The sequence below is a fragment of the Desulfonema magnum genome, from assembly GCF_017377395.1.
In the GTDB taxonomy this organism is placed as follows: Bacteria; Desulfobacterota; Desulfobacteria; order Desulfobacterales; family 4be13; genus Desulfonema_C; species Desulfonema_C magnum.
On record NZ_CP061800.1, the window covers coordinates 2,010,717 to 2,036,634 of the forward strand.

General features: G+C 45.5%; 17 protein-coding genes and 1 tRNA gene. 7 read left to right on the forward strand and 11 right to left on the reverse strand.

Features of this window, described 5'->3' with window-relative positions:
• Positions 1-186: 186 nt before the first annotated feature.
• The 3 genes from dnm_RS08120 to dnm_RS08130 all read left to right on the forward strand — a co-directional run bounded on the left by dnm_RS08120 (position 187) and on the right by dnm_RS08130 (position 3,637).
• Positions 187-462 carry a hypothetical protein gene (locus dnm_RS08120; RefSeq protein WP_207682173.1) on the forward strand — a complete coding sequence of 92 codons (276 nt, stop codon included), beginning with the start codon at positions 187-189 and terminating at the stop codon, positions 460-462.
• Between the two features lie 168 nt (positions 463-630).
• On the forward strand, positions 631-2,634 hold the full coding sequence (locus tag dnm_RS08125) for a methyltransferase domain-containing protein (RefSeq protein WP_207682174.1): 2,004 nt from the start codon (positions 631-633) through the stop codon (positions 2,632-2,634).
• On the forward strand, positions 2,618-3,637 hold the full coding sequence (locus dnm_RS08130) for a succinylglutamate desuccinylase/aspartoacylase family protein (RefSeq protein ID WP_207682175.1): 1,020 nt from the start codon (positions 2,618-2,620) through the stop codon (positions 3,635-3,637). The genes dnm_RS08125 and dnm_RS08130 overlap by 17 nt, the downstream gene beginning before the upstream one ends.
• A 133-nt stretch (positions 3,638-3,770) precedes the next feature.
• Here dnm_RS08130 and dnm_RS08135 read toward each other — a convergent pair whose 3' ends face one another.
• On the reverse strand, positions 3,771-4,046 hold the full coding sequence (locus dnm_RS08135; RefSeq protein WP_207682176.1) for a hypothetical protein: 276 nt from the start codon (positions 4,044-4,046) through the stop codon (positions 3,771-3,773).
• Positions 4,047-4,268: 222 nt separating this feature from the next.
• Here dnm_RS08135 and dnm_RS08140 point away from each other — a divergent pair, with 222 nt between their 5' ends.
• Positions 4,269-5,735 carry a methyl-accepting chemotaxis protein gene (locus dnm_RS08140; protein ID WP_207682177.1) on the forward strand — a complete coding sequence of 489 codons (1,467 nt, stop codon included), beginning with the start codon at positions 4,269-4,271 and terminating at the stop codon, positions 5,733-5,735.
• Between the two features lie 72 nt (positions 5,736-5,807).
• On the opposite strand, the gene dnm_RS08145 is transcribed toward dnm_RS08140, so the two are convergent.
• From dnm_RS08145 to tadA, 4 genes are all read right to left on the reverse strand, one after another.
• Positions 5,808-7,199, reverse strand: a complete 1,392-nt coding sequence (locus tag dnm_RS08145; RefSeq protein ID WP_207682178.1) for a sigma-54-dependent transcriptional regulator — start codon at positions 7,197-7,199, stop codon at positions 5,808-5,810.
• A gap of 164 nt (positions 7,200-7,363) precedes the next feature.
• Positions 7,364-7,777, reverse strand: coding sequence for a 2-thiouracil desulfurase family protein (locus dnm_RS08150; RefSeq protein WP_207682179.1), 414 nt, complete (start codon positions 7,775-7,777; stop codon positions 7,364-7,366).
• 228 nt (positions 7,778-8,005) lie between these two features.
• Positions 8,006-9,295, reverse strand: a complete 1,290-nt coding sequence (locus tag dnm_RS08155) for an adenylosuccinate synthase (protein ID WP_207682180.1) — start codon at positions 9,293-9,295, stop codon at positions 8,006-8,008.
• A 90-nt stretch (positions 9,296-9,385) separates the two neighbouring features.
• Complete coding sequence (gene tadA / locus dnm_RS08160) at positions 9,386-9,853, reverse strand: tRNA adenosine(34) deaminase TadA (protein ID WP_207682181.1); 468 nt, start codon at positions 9,851-9,853, stop codon at positions 9,386-9,388.
• Between the two features lie 221 nt (positions 9,854-10,074).
• On the opposite strand from tadA, the gene dnm_RS08165 reads away from it, so the two are divergent.
• Both dnm_RS08165 and dnm_RS08170 read left to right on the forward strand, forming a co-directional pair.
• A tRNA-Arg gene (locus dnm_RS08165) sits at positions 10,075-10,151 on the forward strand.
• A 325-nt stretch (positions 10,152-10,476) separates the two neighbouring features.
• Entirely contained in the window at positions 10,477-12,369 is a 1,893-nt protein-coding gene (locus dnm_RS08170) for a TonB-dependent receptor plug domain-containing protein (protein WP_207682182.1), read from the forward strand.
• Between the two features lie 132 nt (positions 12,370-12,501).
• On the opposite strand, the gene dnm_RS08175 is transcribed toward dnm_RS08170, so the two are convergent.
• The 4 genes from dnm_RS08175 to dnm_RS08190 all read right to left on the reverse strand — a co-directional run bounded on the left by dnm_RS08175 (position 12,502) and on the right by dnm_RS08190 (position 19,349).
• Positions 12,502-14,472, reverse strand: a complete 1,971-nt coding sequence (locus dnm_RS08175) for a monovalent cation:proton antiporter family protein (protein ID WP_207682183.1) — start codon at positions 14,470-14,472, stop codon at positions 12,502-12,504.
• 1,148 nt (positions 14,473-15,620) lie between these two features.
• Positions 15,621-15,845, reverse strand: coding sequence for a hypothetical protein (locus tag dnm_RS08180; RefSeq protein WP_207682184.1), 225 nt, complete (start codon positions 15,843-15,845; stop codon positions 15,621-15,623).
• 602 nt (positions 15,846-16,447) lie between these two features.
• Positions 16,448-18,481 carry an acetate--CoA ligase gene (gene acs / locus dnm_RS08185; protein ID WP_207682185.1) on the reverse strand — a complete coding sequence of 678 codons (2,034 nt, stop codon included), beginning with the start codon at positions 18,479-18,481 and terminating at the stop codon, positions 16,448-16,450.
• 211 nt (positions 18,482-18,692) lie between these two features.
• Positions 18,693-19,349 carry a TetR/AcrR family transcriptional regulator gene (locus dnm_RS08190; protein WP_207682186.1) on the reverse strand — a complete coding sequence of 219 codons (657 nt, stop codon included), beginning with the start codon at positions 19,347-19,349 and terminating at the stop codon, positions 18,693-18,695.
• A gap of 470 nt (positions 19,350-19,819) precedes the next feature.
• Here dnm_RS08190 and dnm_RS08195 point away from each other — a divergent pair, with 470 nt between their 5' ends.
• Positions 19,820-20,068, forward strand: coding sequence for a hypothetical protein (locus tag dnm_RS08195; protein WP_207682187.1), 249 nt, complete (start codon positions 19,820-19,822; stop codon positions 20,066-20,068).
• An 811-nt stretch (positions 20,069-20,879) separates the two neighbouring features.
• On the opposite strand, the gene dnm_RS08200 is transcribed toward dnm_RS08195, so the two are convergent.
• Positions 20,880-23,723, reverse strand: coding sequence for a response regulator (locus tag dnm_RS08200; protein ID WP_207682188.1), 2,844 nt, complete (start codon positions 23,721-23,723; stop codon positions 20,880-20,882).
• A 245-nt stretch (positions 23,724-23,968) separates the two neighbouring features.
• The gene (locus dnm_RS08205; RefSeq protein ID WP_207682189.1) at positions 23,969-25,534 is read right to left on the reverse strand and encodes an ABC transporter substrate-binding protein; all 1,566 of its coding nucleotides are present in this window, start codon (positions 25,532-25,534) and stop codon (positions 23,969-23,971) included.
• Positions 25,535-25,918 lie beyond the last annotated feature (384 nt).

Consider the following 25,918-nt stretch of genomic DNA (forward strand, 5'->3'; position numbering starts at 1 on the left):
CTGATTTCACAGACAGGTCTGATCAAAATTATTTTTTTTTAACTATCTAATATTTATTTAATTTTTGAATTTGAAGTTTGAAAAAATATTATTTGGCAGGGATTTTGCTTATGATAAAATTCAGGGAGCGGTTTACTGAATCAGAAAACCAGAAAAACTGTTAAACCAAAATTAAGGAGTAGAAAAATGAAAAACAGAATGATTATAATTGCGTGTCTTATTGGCGCAATATGTTTGTTTCAATTTGTCGGCGCAGTTTATGCGAATGAAAAAACAGCAGATGTGATCATTGCAACTGCTGAAAATACAAGTGACGAGGCAGCGGTTTCCGGAGATGAGGAAGGATCGCTTGAAGGCGGGACGGAAACAGAAATGCCGGATGATGAACTCCCCCCGGCTGATGAAGAATTACCGGCTGATGAGGAATTACCGGCTGATGAGGAAAATTCGAACTCGGATTAAAAATCAGCAGATCAAAAATTGGGACTCTTTTTTTAAGAAAAATTTTCGGTCTGCCTGACTGAGAAGTTCATCTGTGTAAACCAACCCCCTTTTCCCGGGCAGCTTTCTGATATCATAAGGCTGCCCGGTTTTTCTTTTAACCTTCCTGAATATCAGGGATAAATAACAATGGACGCTTTTCATAAGAAGTCTTCTGAAAAAGCTTCAAAACAAACTAAAAGCAGCAAAGCTGTCTCAAAATCACTGGGGCCTGTTTCCTCTCTTGAGGATTATGTTCACCCGGAATGGTGGCGGCACATATTCAACGCGCTCTATCTGAAAACCGATGCGGATGTGGTGGAAGATACAAAAATCACCAGGAGGGAAGCTGACACATTTATAAATGTTCTGAAACTTACGCCTGAAGATACAATACTTGATTTATGCTGCGGTCAGGGGCGTCATGTTCTTGAACTGGCACAAAGAGGCTTCAAAATCGAAGGATTGGATCGTTCCAGGTATCTGATTCAGAAAGCCAAAGCCCTTGCCAAAAAAGAGAACCTGCATGTCAGATTTCGAGAAGGGGATGTGAGGAAACTCCCTTATCCTGCGGATAAGTTTGAAGTTGTCACAGTGCTTGGCAACAGCTTCGGGTATTTTGAGGCAGCCTCGGATGACCACAGAGTGCTGAGGGAGATATTCAGGGTTCTCACTCCCTGGGGAAGACTGCTTCTTGACGTGACGGACGGGGAATATCTCAGGAAAAATTTTCAGGCCCGTTCATGGGAATGGGTGGACAGAAAACATTTTGTCTGCCGGGAGCGTTCTCTTTCTGCTGGCACTCAACGTCTTATATCAAGAGAAGTGATAACGGACATAACAAAAGGTGTGATCGCGGATCAGTTCTATGCGGAACGACTTTATAATAAAGACGAACTGATAACGCTGCTGGAAAAAGCTGGCTTCAGCAATGTGGAAATACACGGTGAAATGCTGACAGACTCTGTGAGAAACCAGGATCTGGGGATGATGGAGAAACGCATCACTGTCACTGCCCAGGTCAGAAAAGAATGGACACCGGTTAAGAAAAAAGCCAGAAAATCTCAGAGGAAAAATTTTGTTGTACTCTTCGGAGATCCGAACAAACCAGATCCGCTGAAACCGTGTGCTGTTTTTGATGATGATGATTTTTACACCATTGACCAGCTCAAGTCCGCGCTACGCACGCTCAAAGGTTATAATTTCAAATATTTGACAAATCACAACACCGTCATTCAGGATCTTCAGAAGCTGTCAGAAAAGCCTGTTTTTGTTTTAAACCTGTGTGACGAAGGATATAATAATGACCCTCGTATGGAGCTTCATATTCCGGCTCTGCTGGATATGCTGAATATTCCCTACACAGGATCATCTTCCCAGTGTCTGGCCTTCTGCTATGACAAATCTCTGGTTCGCGGGATTGCCAAGGAAATGGGCATTCCTGTTCCCCAGGCTTTTTTCATCGAACCGGAGGATACGATGTTCAACCTGCCGTTTTCTTTTCCTGTGATTGTCAAACCCAATTTCGGAGATTCCAGTTTCGGCATCACACAGCAAAGCGTGACAGAGAACTACGAAGACCTGATCAATGCGATTTCAATCATACGGGAGAAATTCGGATATGAAAAGCCGATTCTGGTGGAGGAATTTCTCACCGGAAAAGATCTGAGTGTCGGAATTATCGGGAATTCTTTTACTTCTTACACGGTTCTCCCCATTACCGAGGAGGATTATTCGGAAGTTCCGCCTGATCTGCCCAGGGTCTGCGGTTATGAGGCAAAATGGCTCCCGGATTCTCCGTATTTCAAAATTAAATCTGTTCCGGCAAACCTGCCGGATGCAACTGAAAAATATATTACAGAATGCTGCATGAAACTGCTGGATCGTCTGGAGTGCAGAGATTATACCCGCATGGACTGGAGGCTGGATGCAGAGGGAAATCCCAGGCTTCTGGAAGTGAATCCGAATCCGGGGTGGTGCTGGGACGGGCATCTGGCAAAAATGGCAAAGTTTGCAGGCATATCATATGCAGAAATGCTGGAGATGATTTTGCAGGCCGGGGAAGAGAGAATCGAACAAACGCGAATGACAGACTCCTCGTTAATATATAACGGTAATGCTTTGAAAACAGAAGCAAATGGAATGCCGAACTAAAATGCCTGGCACATCCGCAAAAATCAAATATTCGTTTATTAAAATATTTACCGGTTCCGACCTGACCCGGAGACGCCTGCCTTTTATGTCAGCAGAAAGCAGCGATCCGGGTCCTTCGGTCTGGCTCACCGCATGCGGGCACGGCGATGAAGTGGGCGGTATCGTCATTATCCAGGAGCTGTTTAAAAAGATAAGAAAAACCGGCCTGATTCGAGGGGCGGTTTACGCTTTCCCCCTCATGAACCCTATTGGATTTGAGAATGTCACACGCCATATCACATTAAGCAAAGAAGACCTGAACCGCTCTTTCCCCGGAGATAAAAACGGATCCCTGGGGGAGAGGATAGCAGACACAATATTGACCACAATCCTGGAAAAAGATCCTGTTCTTGTTCTGGATCTTCACAATGACTGGATAAAATCCATACCTTATGCCCTGATAGACCCGAATCCCGGAGTCTGTTGCCAGGAAATATATGACAAAACCAGAATGTTCATTAAGAAGACAGGTTTCTTAATTATCCGGGACTCGGAAACGCTCCATAAAAGCCTTTCTTTCAATCTGCTAAGAAAGAAGATTCCTGCTCTGACGCTCGAACTGGGCGAATCTTACATCGTTAATGAAAAAAATATTGAATACGGAGTGAAATCGGTTTGGAATATTTTGTCATATCTGAAAATGACAGAATCAGCGGACCGGCCTTTTGCTTATCCGCTGCCGGAAATTTTTAAAAATAAAATTCTGACATACACCGACAAACCTTTCAGTTCTTCAAGCGGCATTGTCAGATTTATGGCAACCCCCGGGGATGTTGTAAAAAAAGATCAGCCCATTGCCAGAGTATATAATATGTTTGGAAAACTACGGGAAACAATTGTTGCTCTCAATGACAGCATTGTGCTGGGACACTCGGATTCTTCAATGGCTTTTCCGGGGATGCCTGTCATGGCGTTTGGCATATTTGGAAGATCGAAAAGCACCCGCCTGAGAATTGAGAATTGAGAATTGAGAATTCTGCTCTCATTTTCATTTTTCGTTGTGAGCGACAGTCCATGGCCGTTTATATGAAACTTGAAACTCGGAATTTAAAGCTGATCATGTTTCATGCTTTGTTGTGATCATCAGTTCATGGCCGCTATTCGGAACTCCGAATAAAATATTTTTTGACAGTGATTGTCCTGCGATTTTTTACTTTCTTTCCAAGCACGCCTGTGAGTTCTATCTCCTGATGTAAAATTTCCAGTAATTCATCTGATTTTTCATCATTTTTATCAATAAGATATTCCTGTTCTTCGTGTGTGGCGACTGCAATTACAGTGGGATTTCCTTTTTCATCCCATTCAGCCGGAATGACGATGCCTTTTGTTGTGATTTCACGGTAACCTGTCCGTCCGCTTTTCTGCCCTTTCATATATCCCTCTCCGATTTTCAGTTTCCACATTCTTTCCCAAATATGATGCAATATCTGTGCCAAAATGAAAAAAATCGAAACATGATATTGAGAAGGTATGAAAACTGCTCCTAAGCATATAAATACGCTCCTTTTCAAATGGCATATTTTTTGCATATACTTTGAACAGGCAGCGATCTCCGATGGCCTAACACAGATCACATAAGAGAAAGGGTTTATCAAATGAACAATATCAGCCTCGCAGCAAAGCTGGGAAGCATTTTGATCTTTATGACATTGGCAGGACTGGTTATTTCCCTGACAGCGATTTATAAATTGGACGCTATGAACCAGCGTCTCAATCATATCGTTGACGTATCCGCTGAAAAAGTAAAACTTGGCGCAAGAATCAGTCAGGATATCATAGCGTTGTCCAGAGCGGAAAAGAATATTATTCTGGCACACAGCAAACACGAAATGGAAATATATCTGAAAAACACCATTAAAATAAAAGATGATATGAAGGAAAGGCTAAGGAGGCTTCGTGAATTGCTTGATGATGCAGGCAGGAAGAAGATGGATGAATTCGGAGACATCTGGAAAAATTATCTGGAAATTCATGATGAGACTGTAAAACTGACACGTTCGGGACGGAATGCGGAAGCTTTTGAATTATCACGCAGCAAAGCCCGGGAATTGACTGACCAAGCCAAAGCTGCCATGGTTTATATCGTTGACAGGAACCTGAAAGATATGGAAAATGACAGAGTCATAAGTGATGAAAACTATTCAACTTCAAAAAATTATATGATTCTTATAAGCATTCTGGGATTGATATTACCTCTCGGTGCAGGCTTTTATATAATAAAATCTGTTGTCATGTCATTCAAAAATGTTTTCAAAGGGTTGAACAAATTAAGCAGCGGAGAATTGAAAAGAACAGCCTATGCCTTCAGAAAAGTGATTGATGGTGTGAATGATTCTTCCAGACAGGTGAATGCCGCTTCCTCACAAGTCGCTTCATCAAGTCAGTTTCTGGCGGAAGGAACTTTGGAACAGGCAGCCAGCATAGAGGAAACCTCAGCATCCACGGAGGAAATATCAGCAATGACAAAAAGTAATTCAGATAACGCATTACAGTCTGACAAGCTCATGAAAATATCTGCAAAACTTATGTCCGAACTGACAGACACAATGAAAGAGATTTTTCAGGCAAGTGAGAATACATCGAAGATTATAAAAACAATAGATGAAATTGCCTTTCAGACCAGTCTTCTTGCATTAAACGCGGCAGTGGAAGCCGCACGCTCGGGTGTGAGCGGGTCAGGATTTGCTGTCGTCGCGGGGGAAGTCAGAAATCTTGCCCTCCGTTCCGCAGACGCTGTCAGAGACACAACTCAGTTGATTGAATCCATCGTGGAAAAAATAAGACAGGGATCTGAAATCGTCATCAGAACCAATGAAGGTTTCATCAGGGCAAAACAACTGAGTGATGAAATTGCAAATACCTCAAAATACCAGGCCCAGGGAATTGAAGAGGTGAACAGAGCCATAGCAGCATCTGAAAAGGTTGTTCAGCAAAACGCAGGAAATGCCGAAGAATTAGCATCAGCCTCGGAAGAACTCAGTTCTCAGGCAGAACAGATGAGAGAATTCGTAAAAGAACTGGCAGCGATCGTGGATGGGAAAACAGCCCATCCGCACATTTAAAAATCGGCCATGCTCATCATTCCGCCCTTTAGCTCGGCTTCGGATTGACACACAAGTTTCAAGTTTCAAGTTTCAAGTCTTAAATTCTTCTTTTCTGAGGCTGTATTTCTGCATCAGTTTATTCAGTTGGCGGGTGCTTATCCCGGAATCTTCGGCAGATTTATTTATTTTTCCCTTGTTACGGGACAGGACATCTTTGAGATACTGCCGTTCAAAATCCTCAACAGCTTTTCGTCTTGCTTCTGCAAGCGGAATCGCAGAATCCACAGGAAAAAATGCTGCCGAAGGTTCGGCTTCAAAGAGTTCTGTGGGAAAGCTCTCAGGCGTAAGCACAGATGATGTTTCAAGTATATATGCTCTCTCCATGAGATTCTCCATTTCTCTTATATTCCCGGGCCAAGAATATTTTTCAAAGGCCTGAAAGACCCGGGAATGAACACTGTGTATTTCCTTTGTATAGGACTTATTCAGCCTTTTTAAAAAAATATCTGCCAGAAAAGAAATATCCTCGGTTCTTTCTCTCAGTGGCGGAATTTCAATGGGAAACACATTCAGGCGATAATAGAGATCTTTTCTGAACATACCGTCATCGCTCATTTTCTTCAGGTCCGCATTTGTGGCCGCGATGATTCTCACATCTGTTTCAATGGTTTCATCGCCTCCCACAAGACACAGTGTTCCGTCCTGCAGCACCTGTAAAAGTTTGATCTGAACCGACGGAGAAATGGTGCCTATTTCATCCAGGAAAATTGTCCCGCCCCTGGCAATTTCAAATTTGCCCGGCTTTTTTCGAACGGCCCCGGTAAACGCTCCTTTTTCGTGTCCGAACAGATCACTTTCAATAAGCGTCTCAGGAATTGCCCCGCAATGGATTCCTATGAACTGGGCATTTCCCCGGTTGCTGTGCCAGTGGATAAGTTTTGCCAAAACACCTTTTCCCGTGCCTGTCTCGCCGGTAAGCAGAACAGTTGTCTTTGTGGGCGCGGCAGACCTGATCTTATCGAAAACTTTTTTCATCGCGTTATTTTTTGTCCGGACAATTTCCTGAAAATCTGATTTCCAAAATTTGTCTCTCAGGTAATCAAGCTCCGACTGCAGAATAAAAGATTCTTTTATATTTTCAACAACAAGCCTTACTTCCGCAGGATCAATAGGATAAGTAAGATAGTCACTTGCCCCTGCTTTGACAGCTCTGACAGCCTCTCTGATCGTGTTTTGGGATGACATGACCACAATTTCAACTGAGGGATAGAGGTCCCAAAAAATGTTCAGTGCCTTTTTGCAGTCACCTCCTGAATTAAGGATTTTAAGATCAATAAAAATAATATCATAACGTTTTTTTCTGAGTATTTCCAATGCGTCTTCTTTTCCGGACGACTTATTTATTCTATATTTTGAACCCAGAGAAGTTTTAATGATACGGAAAACTTCAGGTTCCGCTGATACAATAAAGGCAGACCTCACCTATTCCTCCCCACAATCATAATTTTTTCTCGGTCCCACAATTTTCGTCCCCGGATTTTGACATAAAAATGCAATTCAGGGACCTCAACGTCCCATGAGCAGGGCGAATTTTTCTCCATGCCTTCAAATTTTTCGTCTGAGTTTGGAGGTGTTTAATTCTCAATTCACAGCATTTCTTCCGAAATAACCCGGATTCCATTTTCCATGAGAATCTGAGCTGTTTTTCCGGAACCGGGCCGCAATATCCCTGAAAACGTGCCGTCATAAACCATTCCGCAGCCGCATGACGGGGACATGGCTTTGAGAACAGCTTCTGTCACACAGGCCATTTTCGTAAGTTTCAGAATTTCCTTTGCGCCCTTCTCAAATGCCTCGGTCACATCTTTTCCGCTCAGAGACAGGACGCGGTTTCCCACAATCTCAGCCCGTTCCCGGGGGGTGGGCAGCCCGCCCATCTGTTCCGGGCAGACAGGAATCCACTGTTTATCCTGAATATATTGAATAACTTTTTCATCGGCTTTGCTCATACCGTCATAACGGCACGCTATGCCGATGAGACACGCACTCACGATAATCATTTGTCACCGTTCTTTTCTTTGCTCGGAGTTTCAAGGCCTGCAAGCTTTTAGCGATTGGGAACACCTATTCAGTTACCGGACAGGACCTTGATAACGAGCGGATAAAAGCTAAAACGTATAAGTCAGCTTCCCCATAAAATGCCGGTCCCGCCAAGGCAAAATCCCTCCGCATCATGGCTGCCCTGCTCTCTCCCTGTAAAGGGAGAGAAGCAGAGAGAGGAAATATAATTAACAAAATGGATTGGTTACAATAATTGTTTCATCTCTTCCCGGTCCCACGGATATAATATATATAGGTATCTCTGTAATTTCTTCAATACGACTGAGATACTTCCTCGTGTTATAAGGAAGGTCTTCTTTTTTCCGCACATTTGAAATATCTTCTGACCAGCCCGGAAGGGTTTCGTATATCGGTTTGCACGCGCCAAGGACGTTGAGGCTTGCCGGAAAATTATGCAGAATTTCTCCCTCATATTCATAGCCTGTGCAGATATTAAGAGATTCCAGACCGCCTAGGACATCCAGCTTGGTGACTGCCATGCCTGTCAGGCCGTTCAGACGTACTGCATTGTTCAAAATAACAGTGTCAAGCCATCCGCATCGCCGCCTTCTGCCGGTGGTGGCTCCGAATTCCGCCCCCTTTTCCTGGATTTTATTACCGATATCATCAAAAAGTTCTGAAGGAAAAGGCCCTGCCCCGACCCGGGTTGTGTAAGCTTTGACAATACCGATGACCTCTGTAATGTCTTTCGGGCCTACGCCTGCTCCCGCACATGCGTTTCCTGAAACCGTGTTGGATGAGGTGACATATGGGTAAGTACCATGATCAATATCAAGATGAGTTCCCTGGGCACCTTCAAAAAGAATCTGCCCGCCAGCTTTGAGCGTTTCCTGAAGTGTCACGGAAATATTTGTCACATGAGGGGCAAGCCGTTCCCCATATTTTTTGTATTCGTCAATGATAGCTTCCGCGTCCAAGGTCTCGGATGAAAGGTAATTTTTAAGGTAAAAATTTTTTTCCTCCAGGATTGTTTTCACCCTTTCGCTGAAAACTTCCGGGTCCAGCAGTTCAACAAATCGTATTCCCCTGCGGGTGGCCTTATCTTCATAAGCAGGCCCGATGCCGCGGCCCGTGGTTCCGATTTTTTTATCCCCTTTCATTTTTTCCCGGGCATGGTCAACCTGTTTATGATAAGGCATAATAATATGCGCTCTTTCACTGATTTTCAGATTATCAGGCCCGGCAGCCGTCCCCTTCTCGGTCAGATAATCCAGCTCTTCCACCAGCACTGCGGGATCAACCACCACCCCGTTTCCGATAAAGCAGGTTTTTTTCTGTAAAATTCCCGAAGGCACCAGATGGCTGATAAACTGTTCACCATTGACAACCATGGTATGACCGGCATTATTTCCGCCCTGAAACCGTACAACAGCATTGGCAAATTCAGCCAGAAGATCCACAATTTTGCCCTTGCCTTCATCTCCCCATTGTGTTCCGACAATAACAATATTTGACACGAGTTACTCCTTTCCTTTCCTTACACTTTAATTTTCAATACTCGAATTTCAAGTTTCGAGTTTCAAGTTTCAAGCATCAAGTTTCAAGCATCAAGTTTCAAGTTTCCGTCTTGCCCGGAAAAAATCCTGAATCAGTGTTCTGCATTCTGCCTCACATATACCAGGTATGATGCTGAGGCGGTGATTTAACCGGCTGTCATTTGAAAAATCATATAAAGAACCGGCACTGCCCCATTTGGGATCATTTGCGCCAAAAACAACTGCTGATATTCTGGCATGAATAATGGCTCCCATGCACATCATACACGGTTCAATCGTCACATACAAGGTTGTATTTAATAACCTGTAATTCTGAATTTTCCGGGCGGCTTCACGTAAAGCCAGTATTTCCGCATGTGCCGTAGGGTCTGAGCGCGTTATGGTCTGATTATGGGCCGCAGAAAGGATGTTTCCTGTTTCAGCAACAATGACTGCCCCCACAGGAACCTCCTCTTTTTGTCCGGCTTTTTGGGCCTCGGTTAATGCCAGTTTCATCATTTCTATGTGATTTTTATCCATGATATTGATCATTATCAATATTTTTCGTTTTGATCAAAAAATATTTTTCAAAAAAATAGTATAAAAAATTCAAATGTTCAAAATCCAATTATAATTTTTTGATATTTAAATAAATATAAATTTTAATGCAATTGTTATAAAAATATTTCAACTTATCATTGACATTGCGATTAATATAGCGTAAAAGGCATTTAAACATGCTTCAGAGAGGTGTTTTTTGTGCGCCCGTAGCTCAGCTGGATAGAGTGCCGGACTACGAATCCGTAGGTCGCAGGTTCGAATCCTGCCGGGCGCGCCACTGAATTTAAAGGGTTATGGCTTTTATTGCCATAACCCTTTTTTGTTTTTTGTAAAGAGGGGTTAAGAGGGTCGGGCCACGCCAACCAATGGAAAAATCAGCAACCTTGTTCCGATTTCAGGCATTTTCAGGGGCTATGTCGTGTTTTTTTTGCTATCAAAAAGGGAGTGATAGGATCGGACCCGGGACAGCTATATAAAATTAAATAAAAAAAAGGGGCAGGAAAGCTTTCAGTTAGCCGGGATTATTTATGAATTTGATGATTTTTTCAATTGGCCGGCGTGGCCCGATCCTGGTACCCCTAACAAACAAGAAGCGAGAAATTATGATGAAATATTTTAATATCGTGTTCTGTATTCTGATTTGTCTGTCTTTATGCACCAGCTTTTCCCTGCCGGCTGCGGCTCAACATCATTCCCCGGATACAGAGGCGCATACACTGGAAGCTGTCACTGTGACCGCTGAAAAGCTGGAAGAATACGTCAGAAATCATCCCCGGCGGGTGACGATTCTTGAACGAAAAGAGATACAGGAACGCCATTTCATGGATATCGGAGAAGCCATTGACACCATGCCGGGAGTGGATGTGCGCCAGTCCGGCACAGGCATGGGCACCCGGATTTCAATCCGCGGTTCTGCCGGGTCGGGCAGCGTGCTGGTACTCATCAACGGCAGACCCATGAACACCAGTCAGTATGGCAGTGTTGATCTGAGTACGATTCCCATTGACATTGTGAAATCCGTCACCGTATTTAAGCCGCCGGTTCCGGTGTGGCTGGGTCCCGGGGCTTCTGCCGGAGCCATCAGTATCATCACGCATGAATTGGAGGAAACGCAGACTGAGAAAAAGAAAAAACATGCCATACAACTGAAGATAAACGGCGGTTCTTATGGTAATGCAAGCATCGCAGGGAGTTATGTCATTCCCCGGTCTGAGGGCACTGTCATGCTGACGGCAGGCGGAGGACATCGTGACGGCAAACGGGAAAACAGCGACAAAGATACCGGAAATTTCAGCTTTCACTGGGATAAAAAAACAGAAAACCAGAGTCAGTATGATCTGAACGGCAGATATTATCACTCAGAACACGGTTCAGCAGGTCCGACTGACAATCCCACGCCCGATGCCAGGCAGCAATACGACAAAGGCTCGCTTGATTTTCGCTTTAAAGGTTTTATCGGGGAAACTGGTGATTTTTCTCTTAAAACTTATACAGATGCGGTGCGTCTCGAAGACACCTCTCAGTCCGGTGCCACCTCCACATTGGATGTTTTCAAAATCGGAATAAAGGGAGACAGTGTATGGGCCAAAGATGACACGCACGCGCTCCGTGTGGGGGGAATCCTTGAAAGAGATGCTGTGGACCATACTCTTTCCGGGGATCATCACCGGGAAAAACTTTCTCTCCATACCCAGTTTGACCGGGATATCAGCAACATCACCGGGACCTTCGGGCTTCGGGGAGACTATACCAATGACTTTGGATGGTTTCCCGCGTTTTCTTCGGGAATGAGCTATGCCCCGGGGAAAAACAGCTTACTGAAAGCAAATGTCGGATATTCTGTAAAAGTGCCGAGTTTCAGCCAGTTGTATCAGCCTGCTCACGGATCAATGGACCAGGTCGGGGGGAACCCGGACTTAACCGAAGAAAACATATGGTCATACGATATTGGGATTGAGCATAAATTCGGGAAAAACTCAGTTTTTGAAGCCAGCCTGTTCAGAACAGATAACAAGAACCTGATTGCTTATGACAGAGATAAAGATATGATTTACCGCCCGAGAAATATTTACAAGGCTTACAGACAGGGCGCGGAGCTTTCCCTGAAATACCAGGGATGGGAAAATGTTTCCACAGATATCAGCTATATTTTACAAAAAACTGAAAACAGGGAAACTGACAAAGAACTGACGTATGCGCCCCGCCATAAATTCAAACTTACGCTCAAGTATTCGCTGCCTGACGCGGATACAAAAATCGAGGCCATATTCAGAGCAGTCAGCCGTCATTACGGCAGTCTGGATAACAGCAATACTCAAAAGCTGGACGCGTACCATTCCGCAGACCTGAAAATCATTCAGCCGTTTACTTATAAAGCCCTTTCATCCGAAGCTTTTGTCCATTTCCAAAACCTGTTTGACAATGATTTTGAAGTCCATCACGGATATCCGGATGACGGATTCAGGGTTATGTGCGGATTTGTACTGAATTTCTGAAAGTTCCTCGATTTTTTTCTCCTCGTTCCCACGCTTTGCGTGGGAATGCAGAGAGGACGTTTCACGTCCCGTATCTCAATTTGTAAGAGAAAGAGAAAACAAGAAAAAAGTTTTTCGCCTATCAGTTCTGAATCATCTCTCGGCAGATTCGGATAATGTCTGAAATGCACCGCACTCCTGATAACAGCCGATCACTGCGGCTATATCGCCTTCTGCAAAGCGGTATTCTGCATCGGGATTGGGAAAAAATGTTCCGTCACGCAACACCCCCACAACAGAGGCACCGGTACGGCTCCGTATGTCTGCTTCTCCGATAGTCTGTCCGTTCAGAGAACTGGCAGAATCCAGTTTCACCCATGTCAGTTCCAGCAGATTTCCGGCGTTTTGAAGTTGAGCAATTGTCCGGTATTCATAGGTTGTCTCATAAAGCGGCGCGTATAATTCCCGCCGTATTTCGTCGGTATATCGCTGGATATCAGGCGCGGGAATCTGTAAATGAAGCAATGCCTGCCGGGTGATTTCCAGACCGGCTTCGAATTCTGGCTGCACCACTTCGTAAACCCCGCTGTCATACAATGCTTTCATCTGATCTATGCCTTCGGCTCTGGCAACAACATTCAGCATCGGATTCAGCTGGCGGGCATGTCGGACAATGGTTTGTGAGACAATGATCGCTGGCACGGTGATCAGCAGCAGACGGGCGGTTTTGATTTTCGCTGCTTCCAGAACAATCGTCTGGCTTGCATCTCCGTAAATCACTGGCAGCCCCTCGGCTTTGAATGCTTCAAAGCAACGGTAATCCGATTCTGTGATGACAAAGGCCAGTTTCAGCCCTTGCAGAACCTTTGCCACATGCTGACCGACTCGTCCGCCGCCGGCAATAACCACATGATCCCGGAGTCCTGTTCGGGGCAGGTTGACAGTCTGTAATGGCTCATGTCTGAAATGACGCCTTCGGAATGCGTACAGAGGCGCGGTCAGTCCGGAGACAAAAGGCGTGAGAATCATGGTCATAATAGCTGTCGTGAGGATTAAGGAATATACCTCGGGGCCGATGGATTTTGTATGAATACCCATTCTGGCCAGCACAAAAGAAAATTCTCCGATCTGAAAAAGCCCCAGCCCCACGGCCAGCGGAACAACATTCCCATATCCGAAGGCTTTGGGCAACACAGCAAATATAATGCCTTTTCCCAGGGCAACAAGCACTACCATGGCCAGCACTTTGCCCAGATTGGCGATTAAAAATCCCGGGTCCAGGAGCATGCCCACGGATGCGAAAAACAGCAGTCCGAAAAGGTCTCGCAGAGGAATGATGTCACTTAGTGCCTGATATCCGTAATCAGACTCGCTCAGAACCATGCCGGCCACAAACGCGCCAAAAGCAAATGACAGTCCGAACAGGTAAGTGGCATAGCCGATTCCCAGCCCGATGCCGGTGATTGCCAGAATAAATAATTCCCGTGAGTTCCATTGGGCAATATGACGCATCAGTCGGGGAAGCAGCCGGGTGCCGATGAAAATCATCAGCACCAGAAACAGGGCGGCTTTCAGAAATGCCGGTATCAGAAGCGGAAGACCGGTCTTGGGATTGTTCAGCTGGGGCAGAATGATCATCATGGGCACGACTGCCAGGTCCTGAACAATCAGCATCCCGATCATCACCCGGCTGGAGAGCGTTCCCATCCATCCCTGGTTCATCAGTGTTTTCAGAATGACCATGGTGCTGGACAGTGACATCAGCGAACCTAACCAGAGTGAGGAAATCCAGTCCCATTCCAGCAGCCACCACCCGATGGCAAAACCGTAAGCAATGGTCAGGATGATTTGTATGGGCGTGCCGATGAGCGCGACATGGCGCACGGGTTTCAGTTTTTTCAAAGAGAATTCCAGGCCCAGTGCAAAAAGCAGCAAGGCTACGCCGATTTCGGCCAGCAGCTCGATTTCATGTATTCCGGAAACCGTCACACCGCCGGTGTAAGGGCCGACCAGCACTCCGGCCAGAATATAGCCCAGAATCAGGGGCTGTCTGAGTTTTTGGGCAATCAGGCCGCCGACTAGCGAGGCCACCACAATAATGACAATATCTCCTGCTATTCCCATAGATTTATGTTTTCCTTCATGGTTTCGTTCCCACGATCCGGAGTGGGAACTCAAGTTCGAGATGCTCCGCGGTGAGTGAGGATACATGCCTCGGACCAGTATCGCACATTGAGTGTTAAGTACCAGGCCATAATTTTTTTGATATTTCCCTGGAAAAGAAACACGGTTTTTCCTGGGATTATGCGCTCTCCTTCACAGGAAAAACTCGGTTTTTTTCGCCGTTCGCAGGAAAAAATATATAAGAACTTTTGCTCAGGTACTTATTTATACTGATTATAACTCGATGATCAAGTTTTTTTGATCCGATTCGGACAAAAAAAACTGTCATTCCGTCCGACGGTCCGACTGAGCTTGCCGAAGTCTGAGCTCACGCTGAACGGAATGACAGCAAAAACTTGAACATCGAGATCGAATATAACGGATTTAGGCAGGCAAAGCCCCATATGCATCAGGCTAAGATCGTAACTCATTGTTTTTATTAACTCGTGATCTGCCGGACGGGGTTTGCAACCCCGTCCGAAATATTTTCCGACCCCCGAAAACAAACGTTTCGGACGGGGTTGCAAACCCCGTCCGGCAGTCTTAGCCTGATGCATATGAGGCAAAGCCCCGCGGGGCGACATATTTGGGCAAATCATGCCGCGAATAGACCGCCCTTACGGGGCCTGTCGGGCAATACTGTTGACTTAAGCGTAAGCGGGTTTTCCGGTATCTTTTCCGGAGTGCGAAAAATGCTTTTTCGCAGGCGCAAAAATATAATTTTTGCACTCCGGATCTGTTCGGAATTGCCGAAGTCAACAGCATTGGGCCTGTCGGGGGGGCTGTGAGCCTGCTGCTGCAAATATGCCCGCCCTTACAAGGCTTGGTCGTCCCTCCTCTAAATCCGTTATAATCAGTGTTTATGCAGGACGCGAAGCGTCTTTGCTGCATTCCCACGCAAAGCGTGGGAACGAGAATTTGAAAAAAATTTTCATGGGATGTTATGCAGGACGCGAAGCCTCTTGCTGCATTCCCACGCAAAGCGTGGGAACGAGAAACGAGAATTTGAGAAATCAAAAAAACAAGATCGGATTTGAATTTTAATAATAATATCAATTGGCGCTTCATCAGTTTCCACTACTGCGACATTATTCATTCTTCACTTATATTTACCCCCAAGTTCCCCATCCCAATGATGCGGTAAACAGTATTGAAAAAATAATAATGCCTGCTATCCATAACGCTTCTGCTTTCATGCCTGTTCCCTCCTTATTGATGATTTCCGATTTTAAGATTGACGAGTTTCCAATGGTCAGTCTTAACTCGCTAAGTGATAACAGGGATACATAACCAAAAATAAAATACCCGACATGCAGGACAGGCGCGGAGAACATGACATTTTCTGATTGAAAAGCCAGGTTTTTTATCTGAAAATATTTTCATAACCGGGGGCGAAAAACCCGGGTTTTTCATGAGCGTTTATTTGAAGTTCCCTGAGTACCTGTCCATCATTTTTCAGGTACTTTTATCATCAAAAATGATAAACTTGTATCTCTTACCTGACAGTCATGTTCTTTTGGAAAAAAAGTCCCGCTGGTGGGAAAGGTGAGGATGTAAGACAAGGCAAAAATATAAGCCGGACCGTATCTCCGAATGAGACCCGAGGGACTGATAACTATCCGACCGCCAAGAAAACACCTGTCGTAAGTATGAGAAAAGATGAGCCATCAGCTTTCAGGAGTCAGCGTTTACCAAATATATGTTTCCGCATCTGTCACCCCTCCTTTTTGCAGGCAATGCTGTCAGACCGAAAAAGTTCCGGGCGGCTCCGGAGTGCAAAAATTATATTTTTGCAATTGCGAAAAAACATTTTTCGCACTCCGGAGCCTTAGGTCAACCGCATTGCCTTTTTACCGGACGGGGTCTCTGTTCCGTCATAACAATCCTGATAGCTGCATGAATGTGATAGCTGATCGCTCAATCTTCAGGCGGATGATTATCCCTGAACCATCTTCGTAATTTCCTCAACAATCTCAGGATTTGCCAGTGTCATGACATCTCCCACATCCGCTTTGTTGGAAATGGCACCAAGTACCCTGCGCATGATTTTACCGGACCGGGTTTTTGGCATATCAGACACAAGCCAGACTTTTCTGGGCCTGGCAATGGCTCCGATTTCATCCACAATCGTCTTTGAAACTTTGGCAGCCAGTTCATCAGTGGCCTCAAATCCCGGTTTCAAAGAAACATAAAGATCCGGTTCTTTTCCTTTGATATCATGGGCCACAGGAACAACTGCCGCTTCTGCCACTTCCGGCACAACCAAGGCGGCAGACTCAATTTCTTTGGTTCCCAGACGGTGTCCTGAAACATTGATCACATCGTCAATCCGGCCCAGAATACGATAATAGCCGTCCTCGGCCTGTGTTGCCGCGTCACCGGTAAGATAAGGCCAGTCCCGCCAGTCCTTGCTGTCCGGATTCTTGCAATATCTTTCATAATAATTTGTGACAAACCGGTCCCGGTCCCCCCATATGGTCTGGAATGCCCCGGGCCACGGATTTTGTATGCAGATATTCCCTGCCTTGCCCGCGCCGGCCGGAAGCTCATTTCCATCTTCATCATAGATGATCGGATGAATACCCGGCATACCCGGACCCGCGCTGCCCGGTTTCATGGGTGTAAGTGCCGGCAGTGTGCTACAGAGAAAACCGCCGGTTTCTGTCTGCCACCATGTATCCACGATAATGGCCTCACCTTTTCCGACCTCTTTGTGATACCATTTCCAGACTTCAGGCTCAATCGGCTCTCCCACGGTGGTCATATGTTTGAAGTGGTAAGTGTATTTTGCAGGTTCATCAGGACCGACTTTCCGCAGTGCGCGGATGGCGGTGGGGGCAGTATGGAAAATATTGACATCAAGGTCCTGGGCAATTCGCCAGCAACGGCCCGCGTCCGGATAGGTGGGGACGCCTTCGTAAATGACAGTGGACGCGCCTAAGGACAGGGGACCATAGACAATGTAGGAATGGCCGGTGATCCATCCGATATCCGCCATGCACCAGTAAACATCTTCGGGATGAATATCCTGGACAAATTTTGATGTGCCAGTCACATAGGCAAGATAACCGCCGGTGCTGTGCTGGCATCCCTTGGGTTTTCCCGTGGTGCCGCTGGTGTACATAAGAAAGAGGGGATCTTCGGCCGGCACGGGAACCGGGTCCACTCTTTTGCCGTAATAGTCTTTCAGTACATCATTTACAAAATAATCACGGCCCTCAACCATGGGGGTTTCTGCGGAAACCTTCCCCGGATAGCGTTGCCAAATCAATACCTTGTCAACAGTCTGCCCTTCTTTTTTGGCTTCCTCAAAAGCAGTATCTGCTTTTTCTTTGTGGTCAATGAGTTTGCCGCCCCGGTAGTATGCATCCATGGTGATCAGAACATTGCTTCCGGAATCCACAATTCTGTCCGCGCACGATTTGCCGCTGAAACCGCCGAATACCTGGGAGTGAATCACACCGAGCCGGGCGCAGGCCAGCATGGTGATGGGGAGTTCCGGACTCATTGGCAGATGAAGCGTGACCCGGTCTCCTTTTTTTAAACCTGCAAAATCCTGAAGAAGCGCGGCCATCTCGTTCACCCTTACATAAAGTTCCTGATAGGTGACGTGTTCGACTTTTTCTTCTTCAAGTTCCGGGACAAAATGAATGGCTGTTTTATTTTTGTGTTTGGCAAGATGTCTGTCAACACAATTGTAGCTGGCGTTGATTTTTCCGCCCACAAACCATTTCCAACACGGCGCGTCACTGGTGTCAAGGATCGTGTCCCAGTATTCGTACCAGTCTAAAAGGTCCGCATATTCTTTAAAGCAATTAGGAAAATTATCCAGACTGAACCGGTCATAAATGTCCGCATCTGTCATGTTTGCCTGTGCAATAAACTGCGGAGAAGGATGATAATATTCCTCTTCCCCCCAATGAACAGCAATCTGAGCCTCGGATGTTTCCATAACTTCTTTCTCTGCCATGTGTCCTCCTTAAAAAGTGTCGGGAGTGTTCCAAATCTGGATATCCTCTGATATTTACCAAATTGATTTAAGGTATTACATCGCTTATATCCGGAACTGGAACACAACCAATGTGTTTAAGTGTTTTTAATTTTTTTAATGTGTTAGGTGTTAAGTACCGAGGTTTAAGTCCTTTCATGACTCAAATCTTCGGACACTCAGATACCAACACCTATTTGTTATATTTTTTATTCCTTTCTGATTTTATTCCCCTTCCGAATATTTCAAATGCAACTTCAAGGGTCTCTTTTAAATAGTTTTTATCATCATTAATAATTCGTTTGCTTTCTTCCCAGAGAACAAGGCCCGAAAATATCGCCCAGACGATATCAGCAAGTGCTATCGGATGCTTATCTGTAAAATCCCCTTTTTTTATTCCCTCTTCAAATATCCTGGCCATGAGGCCAAGAGAGTTGCGAGACAGGCTTTTAAGGTCAGCCAGAAGCTGAGGGGATAAGTTTTTAAGCGTATCACTTGACTGAAGATGAAACATGTTGATAAGAATTAACGGATCAAACTCGTAAACATCGTACATGACTTCCTTTAATGCCTCAATTTTCTGGTCAGAAGTCATTTCTTTCTCGTTATTGACAACATGCTCCAGTCTCAGATTCAGATATTGAAGGATTCTGATAGACAGGGACGAAAACAGTTCATCTTTGTTTTTGAAATAAAGATAAAGGGTACCCGGGCTAAGTTCCGCTTCTTTGGCAATATCTTCCATGGTTGCCCTGTTAAAGCCCCTGACAGAAAACACCCTTTTGGCAGCGATCATGATCTGTTGCCGCCTTCTTTCTCTTTCCCGTTTTTTTCTTTCTTGTATTCCCATAATTAACTGAACCGTATTTATTTGTTAAAGACCGTATATATTATTCCTTATTTTTAGTCAAGAAAAAAAATCATAAATTTATATATCATTCATTTTTTAATTATTCGAGCAGAAATTTGATAATATTCCATTTATAACTGATATTTTATTTAAATGATAAAAAAACAAATAGTTATCTTTTGATGCGCAAGCAGTCTTTCCCCTTATGTCAACAGACATTTTCATGTCTCCTGATATCAAAAAAAATGTGTCAGAATTCTTTCGATAAAAACAGGAAAGTGTAATACAAAAGTTATATTTTGAGGATCGGATATATGAGAGATGTCGGGGAACCGGGCAAAATCATCAGAAATCAGTTTTCCTTCCCTTCCCTTCGACAAGCTCAGGGAACGCGTGAGCCTGCCGAAGGAACGCCGTGCCCTGAGCCTGCCGAAGGAACGCCGTGCCCCTGAGCCTGCCGAAGGAACGCCGTGCCCCTGAGCCTGCCGAAGGAACGCCGTGCCCTGAGCCTGCCGGGGGAACGCCGTGCCCTGAGCCTGCCGGGGGAACGCCGTGCCCTGAGCCTGCCGGGGGAACGCCGTGCCCTGAGCCTGCCGGGGGAACGCCGTGCCCTGAGCCTGCCGAAGGAACGCCGTGCCCCTGAGCCTGCCGAAGGGGGAACAGAAAGCGGACAAATAAAACTCAGTAAATCGAAAATCTTTTCCGGAGTGCAAAAATAGAGCGAAGCGGTTTTTCGGACAAATAAAACTCAGTAAGTCGAAAATCTTTTCCGGAGTGCAAAAATAGAGCGAAGCGGTTTTTCGGACAAATAAAACTCAGTAAGTCGAAAATCTTTTCCGGAGTGCAAAAATAGAGCGAAGCGGTTTTTCGGACAAATAAAAGTCAGTAAGTCGAAAATCTTTTCCGGAGTGCAAAAATAGAGCGAAGCGGTTTTTCGGACAAATAAAACTCAGTAAATCGAAAATCTTTTCCGGAGTGCAAAAATAGAGCGAAGCGGTTTTTCGGACAAATAAAAGTCAGTAAGTCGAAAATCTTTTCCGGAGTGCAAAAATAGAGCGAAGCGGTTTTTCGGACAAATAAAAGTCAGTAAGTCGAAAATCTTTTCCGGAGTGCAAAAATAGAGCGAAGCGGTTTTTCGGACAAATAAAAGTCAGTAAGTCGAAAATCTTTTCCGGAGTGCAAAAATAGAGCGAAGCGGTTTTTCGGACAAATAAAACTCAGTAAATCGAAAATCTTTTCCGGAGTGCAAAAATAGAGCGAAGCGGTTTTTCGGACAAATAAAACTCAGTAAGTCGAAAATCTTTTCCGGAGTGCAAAAATAGAGCGAAGCGGTTTTTTGCATCCTGCCGGAATTTTTTTAATACACGGTGCAAAAAACCGCTTCGCTCTATTTTTGCACTCCTTTTGTGCCGAAAACTTTTCGATCTGCTGAAAGCAGGTAATTTAGACGGCCTGGTCCTCAGCCTTCAAAATTTATTTAATCGTGTGGTCCGTAAGTCAGACGGCATAGGAAGATCAGACATTCGAAAGTTATGGCTTTTCAGCTAATTTCCCTGAGCGGCCAGCAGCTATCAGATCACGCACTTCTCTGAGCAGCGTTTCCCGGGTATAAACGCCTTTCTGAAGAATCTTATGCACATATCCGTTTAACTGCTGACGCTCTTCCCGGGTGATATCTTTGGCAGTAATGACCACCACAGGAATGGATCGCCAGGACTCATTGGCCCGCAATTCAGTTATAAACTGAAATCCGTCCATTTCCGGCATCATAAGGTCCAGTAAAATCAGACCGGGCCGGGTTTCGGCAACCCGCTCCAATGCCACGCGCCCATTCTCCGCCTCAATCACCGCACACCCTTCTTTCTCCAATATCTTCCGAAGCATGTTACGCATGGGATCAGAATCCTCAATCACCAATACATGGAAAGGCGGGGCAGTGCTTCGGTATTTTCGCAGAATAGAAACAAGACGATCACGGTCAACCGGCTTGGCCATATAATCGGACGCGCCCAGCGCATAGCCCATGTTTTTGTCATCTATAATGGTGAGCATAATTACCGGAATATCCGCCAGTTCGGGATCAGCCTTGAGCCTTGTCAGAACAGTCCAGCCATCCATGCTGGGCATCATCACATCCAGGGTGATGGCATCAGGGTGCAGCTCCCTGGCCAGCTGAAGCCCCTCCTCGCCGCCTGAACTGGTCTCCACCCGAAAACCTTCTTTACTGAGGAAACGATACATCATGTCACACACGCTCGGGTCATCATCAATCACCAGGATCGTCGTCGCTCTTTCCGAGACCGGCACTTCCGAAGAGGTTGCTGCGACATCTGCCGGTTCATTTTCGGATTCGGTAACTTCTGTTGGGATTCGGATGGTAAAGGTGGTTCCCTTTTCATATTCACTTTCCACGGTGATATCTCCGCCCATCATCTGGCAGAATCGTTTGGTGATCAGCAGGCCCAGGCCCGTGCCGCCGAACTTGCGTGTGGTTGAAGCATCAGCCTGGGAAAAAGCCTGAAACAGCTTTCCCATCTGCTCCTCAGTCATACCAATGCCAGTGTCACTCACACTGAAAATGAACCAATTTTCAGGTCTCATGTGTTCCGAAGCCTCGGAAATATCAGCCAGACTCACGGTCTCTCTTGCCACGGTCACGGTAATTGTCCCATGATCCGTGAATTTGCAGGCATTGCTTAACAGATTAAAAAGTCCCTGTCGGATTTTGGTGAGATCCGCATGCATTTCCCCGATATCATCGGGGCAGCGGATTTCCAGGGTATTGCCATTCTTTTCTACCAGAGGTCGGATGGTGTTTGTCACGTCTTTAATAAGACTTGGAACGTCAAAGGTTTCCAGATAAATATCCATTTTTCCGGCTTCAATCTTTGACAGATCAAGGATATCATTGATAAGGGCCAGGAGATGCTTTCCTGCCGCGTGAATTTTTTCCAGGTCTGGAACGGCCTCTTCCAAAGAGGCCTCCTCCCCCATGTCCTCGGCATCCTCCATGAGCATTTCACTGTAGCCGATGATGGCGTTCAGCGGGGTACGCAGTTCATGGCTCATATTTGCCAAAAATCCGCTTTTGGCCTGGTTCGCGGATTCTGCCAGCTCTTTGGCTTTTTCCAATTCCTCCTGAACTATTTTTCGTTCGGTAATTTCCCGCCAGTTGACAATGGTACCGATAAACTCCGCGTCAGTCAACGGCTTGTTGGCAACACATTCAAAAAAACACCAGGAACCGTCCTTATGGCGAAAGCGGAACTCTGCCGCCCGTATGATACCGGGATTCTGGTTCACTTCCGTAAAAACATCCATCACCTCCGGCAAATCGTCCGGATGAATAAAGTCGTAAATCTGCTTGTTCATCAGGGTTTCTGTTGAATATCCGAGGACCCGTTCAACAGAGGGACTCTCATAATGTATGAAGCCGTCATCGTTTAGGATGGTGATGATATCCGAAGCATTTTCAATAAGGGAACGGAAACGCTCTTCATTGTGCCGTAACACTTTGAGATTCTGCTGCAACTGGGCGGCCATTTTGTTGAAAGCATCCGCGAGCTTGCCAAATTCATCCCGGGTAAACACGGGAATATAAATCTCCAAATTTTCATTACTGATCTGCTCTGCCCCCTCTGTGAGCAGGCGCAGCGGCGATATGAGACGCCGGGTGAGACGCATCAGCGCCAGGGCCATAATAACCAAAACCGCGACCGCCAGAATCAGCACATAGCTTCCTATTTCACTGACCTGCCCGTAGATCTCTTTTTCCGGGCCTGCAACGAAGATATACCAATCCCAGTGTTGAAAATGTTCATACATTGCCAGATGATTCTCACCTTGTTGTGAGGGATAGAGGATCCGCTCCTTCGAGGAAGAGAGGTGGGAAATGTTCACAGGCAGTTCAATCTTCAGAACAGATAACAAATAAGCAATGCCGGATGACACTTTGGACGCGATGGCAGGGGGGGAAGAACTGTGATTCGGGTTCTGATTAATGATGTTCTCATACCATTTTTGTTTTGTCACGTCGCTTCCTACCAGGGACGCATCAGAATGTTTGATAATGGTTCCCTGACTGATGACAAAGACATAACCGTTTTCGCCGATTCTGACGGATTCCATGTTCGCGAGCGTGTCGTTTTGAACTTCCCGCACAAGGGGAACAGAGTCGTCCATACCGTACCGGATCAGTTCTTCTTTATATTTTTCAGCGATATCTGTCACTTCGGCCAGTCTGTCTTTCAGCCAGGTGTCGCCCATGCTGTTCAGGGCATTAAGCGAAAAAAAATAGGTCATGCCCGCGACCAGCAACAGGGGAAAAAGAACCAGAGGGAAAGTGGTAAGCAGTATTTTGGGATAAATTTTCATTGTCAGATCAAAGGAGGTGTTAAGTGTTAGGTGTTAAGCGTTAAGTGCCAGGCGATTTCCGGAAAAGAACAGACCCGGCATGTTCATTCTTGGAAATCGCCCTAAGTATCAGCAGATCAAAAACTTTTCAGAATAAAAAAGGAGTGCAAAAATGAAGCGAACGCGGAATTTTTGCAAAAATTCCGCGTTCGCTTCATTTTTGCACTCCTCGAAACTGCTGTCGGAAACAGTATGTATGCTGAAAATTACTTAACAATTCTGGTTTTTTCTGTAATATAAGGATAAGGTGTCATCCGCGTAATATCGTATCCATAATCAACATATTTCCTGCGCGCGTGAACCGGCTTTATGTAATGAAGCGGATAGGCTGCCATATCATCAAGGACTTTTATCTGGGCATATTTCCAAAGCCTGTTTTGTTCTTCTGTGCTGATTTCGGTCCGGGCCGCGTTAATTAATTTGTCTGTTTTATCATAATGCGAGAAATTAGCGTCCGGCTTCGCTCCTGTCAGCACAACAGAATCAGAGTGAAAAAAACGGGTCAGAATCGCATCAGCATCAGGACGCCAGGCAATGTAAATCACAATGGGATTTTCCCCCTGTCGAATCCGTGTGTGCATGGAAGAGTGGGCCAGCACATTAAGATCACAGTCAATCCCTATCTCCTCCAACTGATCTCTCAGGCATTCATAATACTTGCGGTAAACTGGTCTTTCAGAAGTCACCAGCTCCAGAGAGAACCCGTCGGCATACTCTGTTTTATCCAATAAGGACATGGCTTTTTCCAGGTCCGCTGTATAATCCAGTTTAAGTTCTTTAACCTTTTCTTGTTTCAGTCCTCCGGTCAGTTGCGCAGGCACAGGAGAATAAAGTTTCTCAAGCAGGTGACCGCCAAAACAGTTCAGAAATTCGTTTCTGTCCAGCGCGTAAGCAATGGCTTTGCGAACCCGCATGTCATTCATGGGTTTTACCGAGGTATTAAAATGGAGCATGGTTGCCTCGCCGATTCCTTGCAGATCAACGGTAACATCAGCCAGGCGTTTCATCTTCCGAATCCATTTAGTGTCAGACACACCGTCAATGATATGCAGACGACCTGCTTTTAAACCTGCCTCCCGTGTTTTGAGTTTGGGAATAAAACGGATATCAATGCTTCTGAGAAGCGGCCGGCTCCGGAAGTAGTCTTTATTGGCTCTCAGTCTGAGGCTCTTTTTGGGGGTGAGTTTGTCAATCATAAAGGGGCCTGTGCCTACGGGATGGGTTTTAAAGTCTTCGTAACGCATTGCCAGGAGCGCTTTTTTACTGACAATAAAACCGCCCGGATAGGCTGCCAGTCTGGGGATAAAAAGGGTGGGGGACATGGGTTTTTCCAAAATAATTTTCACGGAATAGTCACCTGCTTTTTCCACGGTCATGCCGCTGTAGTCACCTGCGTAGATCGGGCTTACCCATTCCGCGGCTTTTTGCAGAGAATAGACCACATCATCAGCTGTCATTTCATAGGGGTCTGTTTCCGGTCCCTTGTGGAACATCACCCCTTTTCGCAGCTTAAATGTCCAGACTTGTCTGCCATCTGCAATTTCAGGTTCCCGGGGGATATTTTCAGCCAGATCAGGTTCAAGCGTTCCGGTTTCATCACCTGGTTTGTAACGGATCAGCCTGTTAAAAACCATTTCCGCGATGGCACGTTTCCGGGAGTCATTGGCAAAATGCGGGTCCAGCGTAGTCATATCTTTAATGTTAAACCCGAGTCTGAGAATCTCTGCTTTTGCTGAAACTTGGCAAACCAGGAGAACAGAAAGGATTATCATTAAAGTTTTCAGGCAAGGTGTTAAATTCACTAAAGGCAATGCAGAAATTTTATGTTTCATAAGCTGTTTTTTATAAAAAAAATAAAGTGTTTCAGACGGATTGGCTGACAAAATTCAGAAAAAACATATGTTAATTAACATAAATTCTGACACTCGGCAATAAAAATTCTGCATATCGGGGTCGGACCACGATAATTGTCTGTAAAATAAATAAAATCATTCCATTTATAGGCGGTTTTGGGGCCTATGTCGCATTTTTTGCCGCCAGAATGAGCGTTATGGGATTCCATTTTTTTATAAAGCAGGCTGCCTTTGCTACGAGGATTTGATATAAGAAACGCTCATGACAAAGCCGGGTTTCTCACCCCATATGCATCAGGCTAA

What these genes read in the sequence shown, in the direction of transcription:
- dnm_RS08120 (WP_207682173.1), top strand. Translation starts at nt 187, where the DNA reads ATGAAAAACAGAATGATTATAATTGCGTGTCTTATTGGCGCAATATGT.
- dnm_RS08125 (WP_207682174.1), top strand. Translation starts at nt 631, where the DNA reads ATGGACGCTTTTCATAAGAAGTCTTCTGAAAAAGCTTCAAAACAAACT.
- dnm_RS08130 (WP_207682175.1), top strand. Translation starts at nt 2,618, where the DNA reads ATGGAATGCCGAACTAAAATGCCTGGCACATCCGCAAAAATCAAATAT.
- dnm_RS08135 (WP_207682176.1), bottom strand. Translation starts at nt 4,046, where the DNA reads ATGAAAGGGCAGAAAAGCGGACGGACAGGTTACCGTGAAATCACAACA.
- dnm_RS08140 (WP_207682177.1), top strand. Translation starts at nt 4,269, where the DNA reads ATGAACAATATCAGCCTCGCAGCAAAGCTGGGAAGCATTTTGATCTTT.
- dnm_RS08150 (WP_207682179.1), bottom strand. Translation starts at nt 7,777, where the DNA reads ATGATTATCGTGAGTGCGTGTCTCATCGGCATAGCGTGCCGTTATGAC.
- tadA (WP_207682181.1), bottom strand. Translation starts at nt 9,853, where the DNA reads ATGGATAAAAATCACATAGAAATGATGAAACTGGCATTAACCGAGGCC.
- dnm_RS08170 (WP_207682182.1), top strand. Translation starts at nt 10,477, where the DNA reads ATGATGAAATATTTTAATATCGTGTTCTGTATTCTGATTTGTCTGTCT.
- dnm_RS08175 (WP_207682183.1), bottom strand. Translation starts at nt 14,472, where the DNA reads ATGGGAATAGCAGGAGATATTGTCATTATTGTGGTGGCCTCGCTAGTC.
- dnm_RS08180 (WP_207682184.1), bottom strand. Translation starts at nt 15,845, where the DNA reads ATGTTCTCCGCGCCTGTCCTGCATGTCGGGTATTTTATTTTTGGTTAT.
- acs (WP_207682185.1), bottom strand. Translation starts at nt 18,481, where the DNA reads ATGGCAGAGAAAGAAGTTATGGAAACATCCGAGGCTCAGATTGCTGTT.
- dnm_RS08190 (WP_207682186.1), bottom strand. Translation starts at nt 19,349, where the DNA reads ATGGGAATACAAGAAAGAAAAAAACGGGAAAGAGAAAGAAGGCGGCAA.
- dnm_RS08200 (WP_207682188.1), bottom strand. Translation starts at nt 23,723, where the DNA reads ATGAAAATTTATCCCAAAATACTGCTTACCACTTTCCCTCTGGTTCTT.
- dnm_RS08205 (WP_207682189.1), bottom strand. Translation starts at nt 25,534, where the DNA reads ATGATAATCCTTTCTGTTCTCCTGGTTTGCCAAGTTTCAGCAAAAGCA.